This is a genomic window from Dactylosporangium sp. NPDC005555, assembly GCF_040605635.1.
Taxonomy (GTDB): Bacteria; Actinomycetota; Actinomycetes; order Mycobacteriales; family Micromonosporaceae; genus Dactylosporangium.
The window spans coordinates 1-13,966 of the sequence record NZ_JBEXDG010000113.1; the positions used below are offsets into that span (position 1 = coordinate 1).

Here is a 13,966-nt window from a genome sequence, read left to right on the forward strand (position 1 = left end):
AGCTTACGAAACCAAGCTACGCAACGAATCCCAGCTCCGTCAGGTAGCCTGACACCACCTCAACAACCCTGTCCGTCAAAACGGGGCAACCCCAGTATCGAACTCGTGGGCGTTCTGTGCAACATTCGTGCAGGACAGCGGTGCGGACGTCTGAACGCAGTGAGCCGTCGGCAGGCACGACAGACCCCCTGAACGACCTTCACCGATCTTTGCGCCGCTTCGGCCTTGATCGGGTGCGCGGAAGTAGCCGCCGATCAGCCCTAGAGTAGACCCGCCTGTCGGCAACTGAGCGTTGTTGGTGGTACCTGCGTTGTCCACCCGACCACACCCGTGGGACGCGGTCGGACTTGTCCCCGCGAAGCTGTGATCAGCGTGTCCTGGGCCCGTGCACCGAGGCCATTCGCGTGACCTGCGGGGCAGTGGTGTCGAAACTCGCGACCCCGGACTTCTGCCGAACTACGGCTGCGGTCGTCGTTCACGACCAAGTGGTGTCGCTGCTGACGACCGAGCCACGGTCGGCCGCTGAGCGCGCATCCGGCAGGGGGAGCGGCGCCTCCCAGCCAGGTCGACCACGAGCCGATGAGACGCGGTAAGTCTCGGGAGCCTCGTCCACACGGCGCCCCGTGTGTTACGCCTGCGGCTGGATGAAGAGCGGCCGGCGGAACGACGCCTCTTCGGGATTGCCGTGAAGGTGCCGGTGCCAACCGAGAGATGACCACCGGGGCGACTTCCTGGCCGACCTCGCTGCCGGGCCGTGGATCGCCGCGCGTCGCACCGAGCTGCGCACGCGCGCCGAGGACAGCCTGCTGCGCCTGGGCGGGTTGCTGTTCGACGGCGGCGACCCCGGGCGGGTGGTGCGTGCCTACCAGCGGCTGCTCGACCTGGACCCGCTCGCCGAGGCGGCGCACCGTGCGCTGATGAACTGCTATGCCGTGCTGGGTGAGGCGGGCCGGGTCCGGCGGCAGTACATCGAACTGGTCGCCTTGCTCGGCGACGGGCTCGGCGTGCGACCCGCGGCCGAGACCACGGCGCTCTATGAGCGGGTGAAACGGAACCGCTCGGCACCGCGCGTCCGGCCCAGGATCTCAGCCCGGTAAGCAGGCCGATCGTGACCCCGTCGGACAAGCGTGTGTGCACGCCGGATGAACAGTCGTCAAGGACCGGAACCCGAGGCCCGTTGACCATGTTTAGCGGGGCTGACCGGCTTTGTCCACCCTGGATACTCCGACATCCGGATGCTAACGTGCGCCACAACGATCGATCTCTTTGATCGGCCGTGACAAATCTTTTGTCTGGAGGTGAATCGCATGCTCAGCTTCTCCGGTCAGATCGGTACCACGGCCACCGGCGGCCTGACCGTCACGGTCGCGCCCGGTGCCTCCACCACCTGCGGCGGCGGCAACTGCTGCTGCACGAGCTGCTGCTCCTGGTAGCCGCGAGCCCCACGCGCCGACCCTGCGAAAGGAAAATCAGCCATGCTCAGCTTCTCCGGTCAGATCGGTACCACGGCCACCGGCGGCCTGACCGTCACGGTCGCGCCCGGTGCCTCCACCACCTGCGGCGGCGGCAACTGCTGCTGCAGCAGCTGCTGCTCCTGGTGATCCGGCCGCTGCCGGTCACCTCTTTGCCCGCGCTCATTTCGGAGTGACATGCCCTACCGCCGCACCAGGGAAGAAGTCGAGGAAGCGCTCAAGGACCACGACTACCTCCGGGCGGTCGGCAGCTTCGCGATGCAGCACACGATAGTGTCGATCTATTCGTCATCCACGGTCGTCCGGACTCCCGACTCCGTGGTGCGGGGGCGGTGGGCGGCCGGGGATGACACCTTCGCCGGCGAGGAGCTGCTGCTCAACTATCGCACCGACAACGCCCGGCTAGGCTTCCAGATGGGCATCGGCCGGTTCTACGAACCGGATGCGGTCCTGTCCTCCTGCCACGCCGACCTCGAGGAGGATCTGCGTGGCGTCATCGCACTGCCCGGCGCGAAGCCCATCCGCACCGGTCTGACCGCCGCGGTCACCGAGCGGCGCAGCACGCGGGTGTTCACCGGCGAGCCGATCTCGATGGCCGACCTGTCGGCGTTGCTGTTCCACTGCCAGGGCACCTCCGGCAGCCTGCCCTACGGCAATCCCGCCGACCCCCACGGCGTGATCCGGCTGCGCACCGTCCCGTCGGGCGGCGGCCTTTACCCGGTGACGCTGTACGTGCACGCCTTCAACGTCGCCGGGCTGGAGCCGGGTGCGTATGAGTATCTGCCCTTCGCCCACGGGCTGTCACGGCTCGCGCCCCATCCGCAGCTGTCCCCGGCGGAGGTCCTGCGCTCCCCGGATCTGGACGTCGAGCGCACCGGGTTCGCGCTGACGTTCGTCTACAACCTTTACGACAACTCGCGCAAGTACGGCGACGGCGGTGTCGTGTTCGGGCTCATCGAGGTCGGCGCGATCCTGCAGAACTTGCACCTGGCCCGTACCGCGCTGGGCCTGGCCGGCTGCGACCAGGGCGGCTACGACAAGCAGACGATCGAGAAGATGCTGGACCTGGACGGCCTGACCAGTCACGTCGTGCACGTGACCATGGTCGGGCAGGGAGAGTAGTCGGTGAGCGCAAACGAACAGATGGTGGACGCGTACCTGCTGGCAAGCACGGCGCGCCTGGTCGAGGACGGCACCGGCCGGTTCCGCATCCGCACCGGGGTGTGGAACTTCGAGGAGGCGGTGATCGACGTCAGTCGCGAGTCGCCCGCGGTCGCGGCAACCGTCCGCGCCGCGCTGCGGGCCGCGGCCGCCGGGCCCGTGCGGCTGGCGGATCATCTGGACCCGGGACTGCTGCCGATCGAGTCCGCCAACATCGAGCGCCTGTTCGCGGACCTGGCGCAGGCCGGGTTGTTCGTGGCCGCCCGCGACCGTGACAGCCAGGACGCGGTGACCGCCGCGCTGTTGGGCCGGATGGTGTCGCCGTACCCCGGGGAGGGTGGCCCGCCGAGCGGCGAGGTCGCGTTCCTGTCCGATTCTGCCGCGGCGACGGCGCAGGCCGAGCATCTGGCGGCTGGGATGCGACTGCGGCTGGCGCCGCTCCCGCAGGCGGTGGTGGACCAGCTGTCGACCGCCGACCTGACCTCGCGCATCGACGGGCTGGCCACCGAGCAGGCCCTGGCGGACCTTCTGCCGGCACTGACGGGTTCCGCGACGCTCGTGACGTGCCTGCAGCGGCCGTCGTTGCCCCTGCTGCGCAACATCAACCGCGTGCTCGAAGGCCGGGACGTGCCCTGGGTGTGCGCGTTCATCGACGGGCCGTTCGTCTCCGTGGTGGGCGTGAAGTCCCCGCACACCGGTTGTTTCGAGTGTTTCGAGCAGCGGGCGCTGGCGCGGCTGGAGGACCACGTGTCCTACCACGACTTTGCCCGCTCCCCGGTCGGCGCCGCGGCGGCGAGCGCGGCCGACGCGCCGATGATGAGCCTGCTGACGACAATGGCGCTGACCGAGGGCTACCTGCACGCGGCGGTCGGGGTGTCGCGGCTGTCCGGCCGGGCGCTGAGCGTGCATCTGCCCACGCTGGAGATCCAGACGCAGGACCTGCTGCGCATGCCCGCCTGTCCGGCCTGCGGCAAGGTGTCCCGCCAGCGCGTCCGCGAGATCAACTTCAACAGCCGGGCGGCCGTGGACCGGATCGTGGCCGGGGTACTGCGTTGAGGTCCTCACTGACGCACTACCCGCCGATGACGCGGCTGCTGCGACGGTACCGGCACCTGGGCGCGAACCAGACCGGCATCATGCCCGGATTCTTCGTCTCGGTCGCCGACATCCCGGGTGAGCCGCAGATGCGGGCAATGACCGCGACCATGCCGCATTACCACCGTCTGATCATGGACGACCCGCACCTGCAGGTGCAGTACCACCTGAGCGGGTACGGCCTCTATCACGAAGAGGCCATGATCAAGATGATGGGAGAGAGCGTCGAACGGTACGCGGCGATGGTCGCCATCCGCCTGTTCGACCAGGAATTCCGATACGCCACGCGGCGCGAGCTGTCGCGTGAGGGCGAGTGTCTGCCGCTGGAGTACCTGGGCATCCTCAATCCCGAACAGCAGCGGACGCTCAGTTCCCGCCTCCACAGGTACGCCGACCGGCCACCCACCGAGGACGACGTCATCGCCTGGGTGCGCTGCCCGGCGCTGGTCCGCCCGGGGGAGGACCTGTGGGTGCCGGCACAGCTGTTCTTCCTCGGCTTCACGACCTCGGCCGGGCCCGGCGACCTGCTGTTCACCCCGTCCTTCTCCACCGGCACGGCGGCGCACGTGAGCCTGGAGAACGCGCTGCGCAACGCGCTGATCGAGGCGGTGCAGATCGACTCGTTCATCCTCAACTGGTACACCCCGCACCCGTGCCCGCAGGTCGTCATCGACGACGAGGACGCGCTGCGGGTCCTGGCCACGATGCGGCTGGGGCCCGACGCGGACTACCGGGTCAGGGCGATCCACCTGACCCGCCCGGATCTGCCGCTGCCGACCATCGGCGTCTACATGGACCGCAAGACCGACGCGCTGCCGATGCTCAGCTTCGGGGTGCAGGGTGACAGCGACCCGCGGGCCGCGCTGCTGCGCGGGGCGATGGAGAGCGCCGCCATCCTGGGCCTGGGCATGTACAGCACCATCTTCGACACCACTGCGGTGCACGCGGCGACGAACTCCTCGCCGTTCCTGGACCTCGACTCCAATGTGCTGTTCTACGCCGGGCCGCAGGACGCGGAACAGAAGCGCGCCATCGTCGCCGACCGGTTCAGCGGCACGGTGAAACTGTCGGAGATCGCACCGCTGTCCGGTGCGTCCACCCTGGAGTCGCTGATCGAGATGGTCGCCGGCGTGAGCCGCTGGGCGACCTATCTCGACATCACCCCGCCGGAGCTGGCCGACACCGACTGGAAGGTGGTCCGCGTCCTCATCCCCGAGCTGCTGAGCATGTGCCTGCCCGGGCTGCCGCCCAAGGCCCACCCGCGCATGGTTGCGCACGGCGGAGTGACCAATGAACACCCCCACCCTCTCCCTTAGTGTGCTGATCCTGCTCTGCGCGGCGTTCCCGGCGCAGGCGTTCCGTCTGACCCTGTCCGGCGTGCTCGGCGGCACCGGCACGCCCGGCCGTTCATCGGGATCAGCGCCGCGCCGGCTGGACCGCGCCGTAGCCGGGCAGCTGATGTTCGCCGTGGCGCTGATCGCGGTGGCCGGGCTGGTTGCCGCGCTGGCGCCGATGCGGTGGGATCTGACCTCGCCCGGCGGCTGGCGCTGGTATGCCATCGCGGTCGGGTTCGGCTGCCTCGCCCCGGTGCTGGAGTGGGCCGCCGGCGCGGCCGTGCTGGCGATGCGGCACCGGCGGCTGGCCGGCATCGCGCTGCACCGGCTCGCGGGCGCGGGGTCGGCCTGGGCGGTGCTCGCCGCGGTCGGCGCCGCCGCCGCGGAGGAGGTGCTGTTCCGGGGCGTGGGGCTGCACCTGCTGGAGCGGGAGCTGGGCTGGCCGGCCGCAGCGGCGCTCGTCGTCACCGCGATCGTGTACGGGCTCAACCACCTCTACTTCGGCGCCGCGACCGTCGCGCAGAAGACCCTCACCGGTGTCGGCTTCGGCCTGCTCTACCTGCTCGGAGGCCACAACGTGCTGGTGCCACTGGTGGCCCACGCGGTGCAGAACGTCGTGGTGCTCACCCTGCTGCCGCGCCGGGCGGGACAGTGACCCGCGACGCGGCTGTGTTCGCCGCCATCGCCACCGCAGCCACAGCGGTCTGGCTCGCTCTGTACCGGCTGCCCCTGCGGCGCCCTCGCACCCGCCAGCGTGTCCGCCTGGCCGTGGCCACCCGCACCGGCCTGCCCGGCCGGTACGTGTTCCCGATTCTGGGCACCCTGATCTACCTGGCCGGTGGCGTCCTGGCGTCGATCGCCGTGATGTACGCCGGCGATGTGAGCCTGGCCGGTCTGCTCGCCTGGAGGGTCACCCCGCACGGCATCGGCCTGCTGCTGCTCACCGCCGTCGGCGCCAGCGCGCTGACCGCGTTCGCCATGTCCACCCTGTACGCCTTGCGACCCCGCATCGACGTGCCCGGCGCGGTCACCACCGTGCGCTGGATCACCGAGATCCTGGCACTACCCCGGCTGTGGCGCTACGCCGTCCCGGCGACCAGTGCCGTGGTCGAGGAGTTCTTCTTCCGTGGCGCCTTCCTCGGCGGCCTGCTGGCCACCGGTACACCGGTCTGGGCCGCGATTGCGATCAGTGGTGCGGTCTTCACCCTCGGCCAGGTCCTGCTCACCGAGACGGCCCTGCAGGCCACCGTGCTCGCACTGTCCAGTGTGGTGCTCGCGGTGGTGTGCGGGTTGCTCGTGGTCGTCCAGGGCAGCGTTCTTCCGGCGATCGTGGTGCATGCCTCGTTCGCCGCGTACTACACCCAGACCAGCGCGCGCCGGGCCGCTCCCGTCGCGGCGGCAGTGCCCCGGTGAGGAGACCCGACAAGCCGTGAGTCAAGACCCAGAACTCTTCGTCGACGCCCGGCAGGTCACCGTCCGCTATGGTGACCTGACCGCCGTCGACGAAGCCGACCTCAGCGCCGCCAAGGGTCAGGTCGTGGGGCTGGTCGGCCCCAACGGCTCCGGCAAGACCTCGTTGCTGGAGTGCATCGAAGGGCTGCGCCAGCCGGCCGCGGGCACGATCCGCGTCGGCGGGTTCGACCCCGCCACCGACCGCATCCGGATGACCCGTATCGCCGGTGTCCAGCTCCAGCAGCTCGCCTACCCGCCCCGCGCCTCCGTCGAGGAGATCTGCCGGGTCTTCGCGTCGTTCTACCCCGATCCCGCCGACTACCGCGAGCTGCTCGACCGCTTCGGCCTGACCGAGCAACGGCGCAGCCAGGTCGTCAAGCTGTCCGGCGGCCAGCAGCAGCGGCTGTCGCTGGCCCTGGCGCTGCTGAACAACCCGCAGGTGGTGTTCCTCGACGAACTCACCAACGGCCTGGATCCCGCCGCCCGGCGCACGGTCTGGGACGAGCTGCGCCGCCGCAACGACGAGGGACTCACCGTCGTCATCACCTCACACCACATGGAAGAGGTTGAATACCTTTGTGACCGGGTCAACGTGCTGCTCAAGGGCCGCATCGTCGCCGCCGGCACGCCCACCGACCTGATCCGCGACCACGCCGGGGACGCGGACCGGCTCGTGCTCGACGGCGCCGGCGGCAACCGCGAGCTGCGTGACACGCTCACCGGGCTGGGGACGGGAGTGCAGGTGCGCCTTGCCGGGCAACGGCTGCTGCTCGATGTGCGTCCGTCGCGCCGTGCCGAGGTCGACCGGGTCCTGACGGACCACCAGTGCACCCCGCGCGCGCTGCCCGCCACGCTCGACGACGCCTACTTGAACCTCACCGGACAGGCCGCCGGCCCGGTCTCGAACGAAGCGGACAACTTGAATGTTTCCTAGCGTGCTGGCCTTCGAGTCCAAGCGGATGCTGCGGAACTTCCCGCCGCTGTTCTTCGGACTGGCGTTCCCCGTCATGGTGCTGTCCATCTTCGGCGGCATCTACGGCAACAAGCCGTCGGACCTCTGGGACGGCCTGGGCACCGTCGACGTGTCCGTGCCCGCCTACGTCGGCCTCGTCGTCGCCGTCGCCGGACTGATGAGCTTCCCGCTCGGCATGGTCGAATACCGCTCCCGCGGGTTCCTGCGCCGGCTGCGCGCCACGCCCGCCCGGCCCAGCGCGTTCCTCACCGCGCAGCTGCTGGTCAACATCCTCATCTGCGTCCTGGGCGTCGCCCTGCTCATCACCGTCGGCGCACTCGTGTTCGGGCTGCACGCACCAGCCCGGCCGCTCGCGTTCACCGGCATCGCCCTGCTGTCCGGCGCCGCCATGTTCGGCATCGGCCTGCTCATCGCCTCGATCGCCCGCAGCGAGCAGTCGGCGCTGGTCATCGCCAACCTGGTGTACTTCCCGATGATCTTCCTGACTGGCGCCACGGTCCCGCTCGAGATCATGCCCGACGGGATGCGGGCCATCAGCGACGCCCTCCCGCTGACCTACGCGATCAAGTCGCTGCAATGGGCCTGGCTCGACCACGGCGACTCGATCGGCGTCGCCCTCGGGGTCCTCGGCGGCACCACCGTGGTCTGCGCCGCCGGCGCCGCCTGGCTGTTCCGCTGGGAATGAGCCCGCTCGTCGACCCGTCCGTGCAGGCCACCGCGTACACCGCGGCGGCCTGCCGGGCGGCCGAGACCCGCCGCCCCGACGCGCGGTTGTCCGACCCGCTCGCCGCGCTGTTCACGCCGAGTGGTGCCGCCGCGCAGGTCGCGAGGCTCGCTGACGCGGGGTTGGACGAGGTCGTCGGGCGTACCGTCCTGATCGACCGGATGCTGGCCGAGGCGCTGGACCGGTGGCCGGGGGCGGCGGTGGTGAACCTCGGCGCCGGTTTCTGCACCCGGCCCTACCGGCTGGACCTCTCCGGATGCCGCGAGGTGGTCGAGGCCGACGACGGGGCCGTCATCGACCTCAAGAACCGGATCCTGGACGGCCGCCTATCCAGTTGCCCGGTCCGCCGCGCGGGCCTGGACGCGCGGGACGCCACCGCGGTAACCAGGCTGCTGGACGAGGCGGGGCGATCCGGCGACGTCATCGTGGTCACCGAAGGCCTGCTGGTGTACCTGCCGACCGAGGGCGTCACCGCTTTGGCCGCAGCGCTTGCGAGCCGGCCCGTCGTCGTGCGGTGGCTCGCCGACATCGTCAGCGCGGACTCCGCTCGGCAGATGCAGACCATCGCCCAGCGGATCCCGGGCGGCCTGACCCTGTTCGGGCTGGACTCGCTGGCCGCGCTGGAGGAACCGGGGTGGCGGGCGGTGAACTACCGGGCACTCCCCGTCTCATGGCCCCGATACCGCACCGGCGCAGCACCCGCCGCGGCGAGCCGCGCCGTGGTCGACGGTGTGGTCGCCCTCGACCCCGGATGACGGCGAGGCGTAGAACCGCCTACCGCCCTCTGCGGGTGCCGACAACCCCACCCGCGCAGGTCAGGCGGCATGTTTGCATTCGTGGAGGATGGCGGCGCCGGCCGCAATCGGTGACCGCGGCACCTGTTGGGCCGTGAGCAAGACCCGGCTGGAAGGGGTCAGCCAGCGGCGATGATGCCGCAGCCGGGCCTCGACAAGTCCCATCCAGCCGCGACGCGGAGCGACATCGAGTACCTGCTGGGCGAGGTCAACAAGGTCATGTCAGTCGAGTTCGGGTTCGGCTAGCTCCGCGGTGACAGCCGGCAGTTTCAGCGGTGGATCCGCCGCCGCGTCTGCTGCCAGTCTCCGATACAGGTGATGGGTCGGGTGGCGTCGGTGTCGGAGGCGCCGCTGCGAGTCCGCGGCGGATCGCGGCGAGGTCTTCGGCCATCCGCGCGAGCTGCGCGGTCTGTACGAGCAGTCGCGCTTCGGCGTGGGACGGGACGGCGACTGTCGGATGCCGAGCCGCTTGCGCTTGCGCGTGGACGGAGGCCATGAAGGTGCCCATCCGCGTGTGCTGACCGTCGGCAGTGGCTGCCGGGTATGGTGAATTCAACATGGGTTGGGCGGCGGTCTCCGGGCCGCGCTGGGCCCGCCCGTGGGGGCCGCGATCGCCATTGATCTCCGGCATCGGCAGGCACTTCGCCGCCGCAGCGTCCCACTCCACGGAGTTGCCGCGCACGTCGAGGATCACGTCGGAGACCCGGCCCGGCCTGTTCGGTGTGGTGGCGTCGGATCCGACTGCGTGGCGACTGCTGTCCAATATGGACGATATGGCGCTGGCCCGGTTGCGTGACGCCCGCGCTCGTTCACCACGCCTCACGGCCGAAGATGTTAGAGCATCCTCCACAAAGGACGGAAGACCATCGATCGACTTTGTTAGGACCTATAAATGCAGAGCCTCCAGGACGCGAAGGCTGAACGACCGACCATAGTCAGCTCAAGCACCGGCTCAGACCGATGCGCGGGCTACGGACTGACCGGACCGCGCAAACGATCATCGCCGGGCACGCGTTCATGCAGAACCTGCGCCGCGGGCACTACGAACTCGGCGTCGACGCCCCGCGGGGGCTTCGCGTCGCCGCGGCGGTTACCGAGCTCGCCACCGTCATCTGAAGACCGGCCGGCACTCGCTCGAACGCGCCCTCCGATCGGCGAACGCAACAGCGCCCTCACCGACGCCACGGTACTCGGTCAGAGAGCGTGGCGCGCCGCCCAGCGATCAGCTGCTGCGGTACCGCAACGGAACGCTGGTCACCCGCCGCCGGGTTAGCCACGCCGATCACTGGGCACTTGATGCCCGCCGTCAGTGCGCAGCGGCGGTCGGCAGACAGGAACGAGGTACGATGCAGAGCTTCCGGGCCTGGGCCGGATTGATTGTGTCTGTCGTCGGCGCAGCCGCGTTGCTCGCGATGTTCGCTCAGTGGCAGGGTCAGTTCGATCTCCACGTGTACCGCGGGGCGGTGCGGTCATGGCTGCATGGCGACGGGCTCTACACGTACCGGCAACAGGGCATGTTCCAGTCGTTCGGCTTCACGTACCCGCCGTTTGCCGCGCTGGTCCTGATGCCGCTCGCCGTGCTGCCGTGGCGGGTCGCCGAAGTCCTCCTCGCCCTGGCATCGCTGTCCGGCACCTTGATCCTGCTGTGGCATCGGCTGCGCGCCCTGCTGCCGATGCTGACCGGGGCGGTCCTTGTGGCCGCGACCGAGCCTTGGCGGGACACCATCACCGTCGGCCAGATCAACCTCGTCCTGCTGACGCTGGTCGGGCTGGACCTGCTGTTCGTCCTCAAACGGCATCCTGCCGCGGGCGTCCTCATCGGCATCGCCGCCGGTATCAAGCTCACCCCGGCCCTGTTCATCCTCTACCTCGTTTTCACCCGCCGCTACCGGGCCGGACTGGTCGCCGGCGGCACCGCCCTGTTGACAGCCGGCCTCGGCTGGCTCCTCGCACCGGACGAATCCTGGCGGTACTGGACCCACCTGCTGTGGCAGGTCGATCGGATCGGCGACGTCACGATCGCCGGCAACCAGTCGCTGTCCGGCGCGGTGCACCGCCTGCACATGCCGCCCTGGGTGTGGCCGGCACTCGTCGCCGTTGTCCTCGTGGTGTGGGCGTTCCGGGTCCGCAAAGCAGGTACCCTGCCCGACGACTGGGCCGGACTTGCCCTCACCGGCGTCGCGATCTGCCTGATCAGCCCGTTCACCTGGGTGCACCACCTCGTCTGGCAACTGCCGGCGCTGCTGATCCTGCTCGACAGCCGCGCCTCCGGCCGGCGCCGTCACTGGTTCCGGCTGCTCGCCGCGGTCGTCTACGCAGTGCTGGTGACCTCGCTGGAGTGGCGCTTCGAGGACCCCGGCGCCCTCGGGTACCGGCTGGGCTCGAACATCCAGGTCATCACCGGACTGATCCTGCTGATGACCGTCCCGGTGAATGTCACCAGGGCGAACGTGCCGGGCCCGTCACGGTCGAATGCGGCGGCTCCGATGGCACCGTCATTGCAACGATGACGTCGCATACGAGCGACTGGACAACTGGCGTAGCCGAACGCGCGTCGCGGTCCGTGCTGCCCGGGCCGTGCGTGGTTACCCGGGTGAAACCGGCGGCGTACCGCAGATGAGCCGCCCGGGTGCACCTGGCGCGGGGTCTCCACGTATTTGGTGGCCGGCACCCATCGCATGTTTCGCGGCGTTCGTCTGCGGGAAGGGTCGCCGAGCGCTGTGCAGCGGCTGGACGGGTCGCCCGGCACCCATCGGCGGAACGGAACACGGCCACATCGATGCGTAGGCCGAACGGGAGGAGTTGTGGGCGTAGCGGAGCTTGCCACGGGCACTCGCGCCGGAGAGCCTGCCGAGCTGTCGAGATCGACACCTCGCCGAGTCGTTTATCGCCCGGCCGGTTGGCTGTTGCCGGTTGGTTGCGCGGCGTTGGTTGTTTCGGCAGCCGTCCTGTTCTGGGCCAACAGACATTTCAGAATCTTCAACGGGATGGACGCGCTCGTCTATCGGCGCGGCACCGAGGATCTGTGGCACAGCCGATCACTCTACGAACTGAAGCACGGCTTCCTCCCATTCACCTACCCTCCCGTGGCCGCGGTCTTCTTCACACCCATGCGACTCCTGTCGCCGTACCTGGCAGCGAAGGCACTGAGTGCGGCGTCATTGTGTTGCCTGTTCCTGATTGTGTGGATCGGCCTCGGCATGCTCGGTGTCGCCAAGGGGCGAGGGCGGGTCGGCCTCGCCGCCTGCGTCACCGCGGCGGCCATGTGGCTCGAGCCGACGATGAACAACTTTCAGTTCGGCCAGATCAACATGGTCCTGCTGCTGTTGGTGATCGGCGACACGGCGACATCGGACCGCCGCTGGTACAAGGGTCTCGGCGTGGGGCTGGCGACCGGCGTCAAACTCGTCCCCGGCTTGTTCATCGTCTACTTCCTGGCGACCAGACGGTGGCGCGCGGCCGCGGTCGCCACTGGAGCCTTCGCCGTGAGCATCGCCGTCGGCTTCGTTGCCGCGCCGCGCGACTCGATCGAGTACTGGTCCAGCATCGGCGCGTCGGCCGATCGCGTTGGCGAGGCAACGCAGTTGTGGTACGTCGCGAACCAATCGGTACACGGTCTCTTGCTTCGAACCGTCGGCGCGACGCACGGGGCTGATCGACTCTGGTTGGTCAGTGCGGTCGTCGTCGCCGCCAGTGCGGTGTGGCTCGCCGCCCGCGCGCATGCACGCGAGAACGAACTCTTGGCAACGGTGCTTGTGTGCCTTGGCGGCGCGCTCGTGTCACCGGTCTCGTGGACACACCACTGGGTGTTCGCGATCCTGCTCGTGCTGGTGTTGGCGGACGCCGTTCGGCGATGGTCCACCGCCCTCCGCCGGCCCGCGCGGGCATGGTGTGCATGCCTCGCGGTTCTCGTCCCGTTCGTCTTCTTGGCGTGGCCCGCCCCGTCGGGCAGGTTCGGCGGACCGGCACCACAGGGACTCGTGTTCCTGGCCCCGAACCTCAACTCCCCGTTGCCGGGCAAGGCGCCGGAGCTTCACTGGACGTGGCCGCAGCACCTGATCGGCGAGGCGTACACGATCGTGGGTCTGGTCTTCCTCATCGTGTGCGCGGTGGTGCTGCACCGCACCGGAGACGCTGTTGTACCAGCCGATCGGAAGGCACGTCGGAGCCAACGGGCGTCGGCCTTCAGATGGCGGTGGCGGGCTCGCCGAACGCCGTAGCGACGCGAAGCCGGGACAGTGCGTCGACGCCGGGTTCGCGGTGCCCGCGGCGCTCCGACGTCGCGGCGAAGGCGGTGCGAAGCGTTCCGGCCCGGGCGCACGCCTCGACCCGTTCGCCGGCGCCTGGCGGCCACCGGTCGGCACACTGCTGCCGTTGCTGGCGGTGCTGGTCGGCGTGACCATCATCGGCGCGCTGAACGCGGCGATGGCCGGCAACGCCGGTACGCCGGACACCGAACCGGATCCTCGGCGCCGTGCCCGGTTCGCCGGTGACTCGTCAGCGGCTCAGCCCTGCGACGAGGTTGATGGTGAGCGCAACGACGACGGTGCCGAACAGGTAGGACAGCAGGGCCTGGCGCAGCACGGCGAGCGGAGCGCGGCGGTGCGTAGCTCCGTGTCGGAGACCTGGAACGTCATCCCACCGGTGAACGCGAGGTAGGCGAAGTCGCTGAACTGCGGCAGGGTGCCGGGGTCGATGCTGTGGAAGTCCACGCCGCCGTCGCGGCCCGCCGCTACGCGAGAAGGCCAGCGATGTCGTGCGTGGCATCTCGGAACGGCGCGGGTACTGCGCGCGTCGACGCGCCGCTGCCCGCATGTGATCAACGCGCGTGCGACAGAACCGGTGGTCCCGATCTCGCCGGCCGGCTGAGGTTCCCCCTGAACAGTGGACAGGGCTTTAAGCAGCTCTCGCTGTTCCTGTCAGGGAATGCTCAAACCGGACGGGGCTATGCATCCCGATCG

Annotated in this window: 13 protein-coding genes and 2 pseudogenes; 14 read left to right on the forward strand and 1 reads right to left on the reverse strand. The window is 69.6% G+C overall.

What is annotated here, in order from left to right; translation table 11 throughout:
* Window positions 1-728 precede the first annotated feature (728 nt).
* From ABZS58_RS49860 to ABZS58_RS49925, 14 genes and pseudogenes are all read left to right on the forward strand, one after another.
* Window positions 729-1,097 (forward strand): annotated as a pseudogene (locus tag ABZS58_RS49860) (bacterial transcriptional activator domain-containing protein); the annotation flags it as partial.
* Between the two features lie 210 nt (window positions 1,098-1,307).
* Window positions 1,308-1,433: a hypothetical protein gene (locus ABZS58_RS49865; protein WP_255780442.1), complete on the forward strand. Its 126-nt coding sequence runs from the start codon at window positions 1,308-1,310 to the stop codon at window positions 1,431-1,433.
* 42 nt (window positions 1,434-1,475) lie between these two features.
* Entirely contained in the window at window positions 1,476-1,601 is a 126-nt protein-coding gene (locus ABZS58_RS49870) for a hypothetical protein (RefSeq protein WP_259857470.1), read from the forward strand.
* 48 nt (window positions 1,602-1,649) lie between these two features.
* On the forward strand, window positions 1,650-2,594 hold the full coding sequence (locus tag ABZS58_RS49875; RefSeq protein ID WP_354791754.1) for a SagB/ThcOx family dehydrogenase: 945 nt from the start codon (window positions 1,650-1,652) through the stop codon (window positions 2,592-2,594).
* Window positions 2,595-2,597: 3 nt separating this feature from the next.
* Complete coding sequence (locus ABZS58_RS49880) at window positions 2,598-3,689, forward strand: TOMM precursor leader peptide-binding protein (protein ID WP_354791756.1); 1,092 nt, start codon at window positions 2,598-2,600, stop codon at window positions 3,687-3,689.
* Window positions 3,686-5,044, forward strand: coding sequence for a YcaO-like family protein (locus ABZS58_RS49885; protein ID WP_354791757.1), 1,359 nt, complete (start codon window positions 3,686-3,688; stop codon window positions 5,042-5,044). Before ABZS58_RS49880 ends, ABZS58_RS49885 begins: the two co-directional genes overlap by 4 nt.
* A gap of 1 nt (window position 5,045) precedes the next feature.
* Complete coding sequence (locus ABZS58_RS49890; RefSeq protein WP_354791759.1) at window positions 5,046-5,717, forward strand: CPBP family glutamic-type intramembrane protease; 672 nt, start codon at window positions 5,046-5,048, stop codon at window positions 5,715-5,717.
* Window positions 5,714-6,475: a CPBP family intramembrane glutamic endopeptidase gene (locus ABZS58_RS49895; RefSeq protein ID WP_354791761.1), complete on the forward strand. Its 762-nt coding sequence runs from the start codon at window positions 5,714-5,716 to the stop codon at window positions 6,473-6,475. Before ABZS58_RS49890 ends, ABZS58_RS49895 begins: the two co-directional genes overlap by 4 nt.
* A 16-nt stretch (window positions 6,476-6,491) precedes the next feature.
* The gene (locus tag ABZS58_RS49900; RefSeq protein WP_354791762.1) at window positions 6,492-7,448 is read left to right on the forward strand and encodes an ABC transporter ATP-binding protein; all 957 of its coding nucleotides are present in this window, start codon (window positions 6,492-6,494) and stop codon (window positions 7,446-7,448) included.
* Window position 7,449: 1 nt separating this feature from the next.
* Entirely contained in the window at window positions 7,450-8,172 is a 723-nt protein-coding gene (locus ABZS58_RS49905; protein ID WP_354791764.1) for an ABC transporter permease, read from the forward strand.
* Window positions 8,169-8,966, forward strand: a complete 798-nt coding sequence (locus tag ABZS58_RS49910) for a class I SAM-dependent methyltransferase (RefSeq protein WP_354791765.1) — start codon at window positions 8,169-8,171, stop codon at window positions 8,964-8,966. Before ABZS58_RS49905 ends, ABZS58_RS49910 begins: the two co-directional genes overlap by 4 nt.
* Window positions 8,967-9,932: 966 nt before the next feature.
* Window positions 9,933-10,121, forward strand: a pseudogene (locus tag ABZS58_RS49915) (DDE-type integrase/transposase/recombinase); the annotation flags it as partial.
* A 230-nt stretch (window positions 10,122-10,351) separates the two neighbouring features.
* Window positions 10,352-11,515 carry a glycosyltransferase 87 family protein gene (locus ABZS58_RS49920; RefSeq protein ID WP_354791767.1) on the forward strand — a complete coding sequence of 388 codons (1,164 nt, stop codon included), beginning with the start codon at window positions 10,352-10,354 and terminating at the stop codon, window positions 11,513-11,515.
* A gap of 477 nt (window positions 11,516-11,992) precedes the next feature.
* Window positions 11,993-13,225 carry a glycosyltransferase 87 family protein gene (locus ABZS58_RS49925; protein ID WP_354791768.1) on the forward strand — a complete coding sequence of 411 codons (1,233 nt, stop codon included), beginning with the start codon at window positions 11,993-11,995 and terminating at the stop codon, window positions 13,223-13,225.
* 285 nt (window positions 13,226-13,510) lie between these two features.
* Here ABZS58_RS49925 and ABZS58_RS49930 read toward each other — a convergent pair whose 3' ends face one another.
* Entirely contained in the window at window positions 13,511-13,717 is a 207-nt protein-coding gene (locus ABZS58_RS49930) for a DUF1345 domain-containing protein (RefSeq protein WP_354791770.1), read from the reverse strand.
* Window positions 13,718-13,966: the final 249 nt, after the last annotated feature.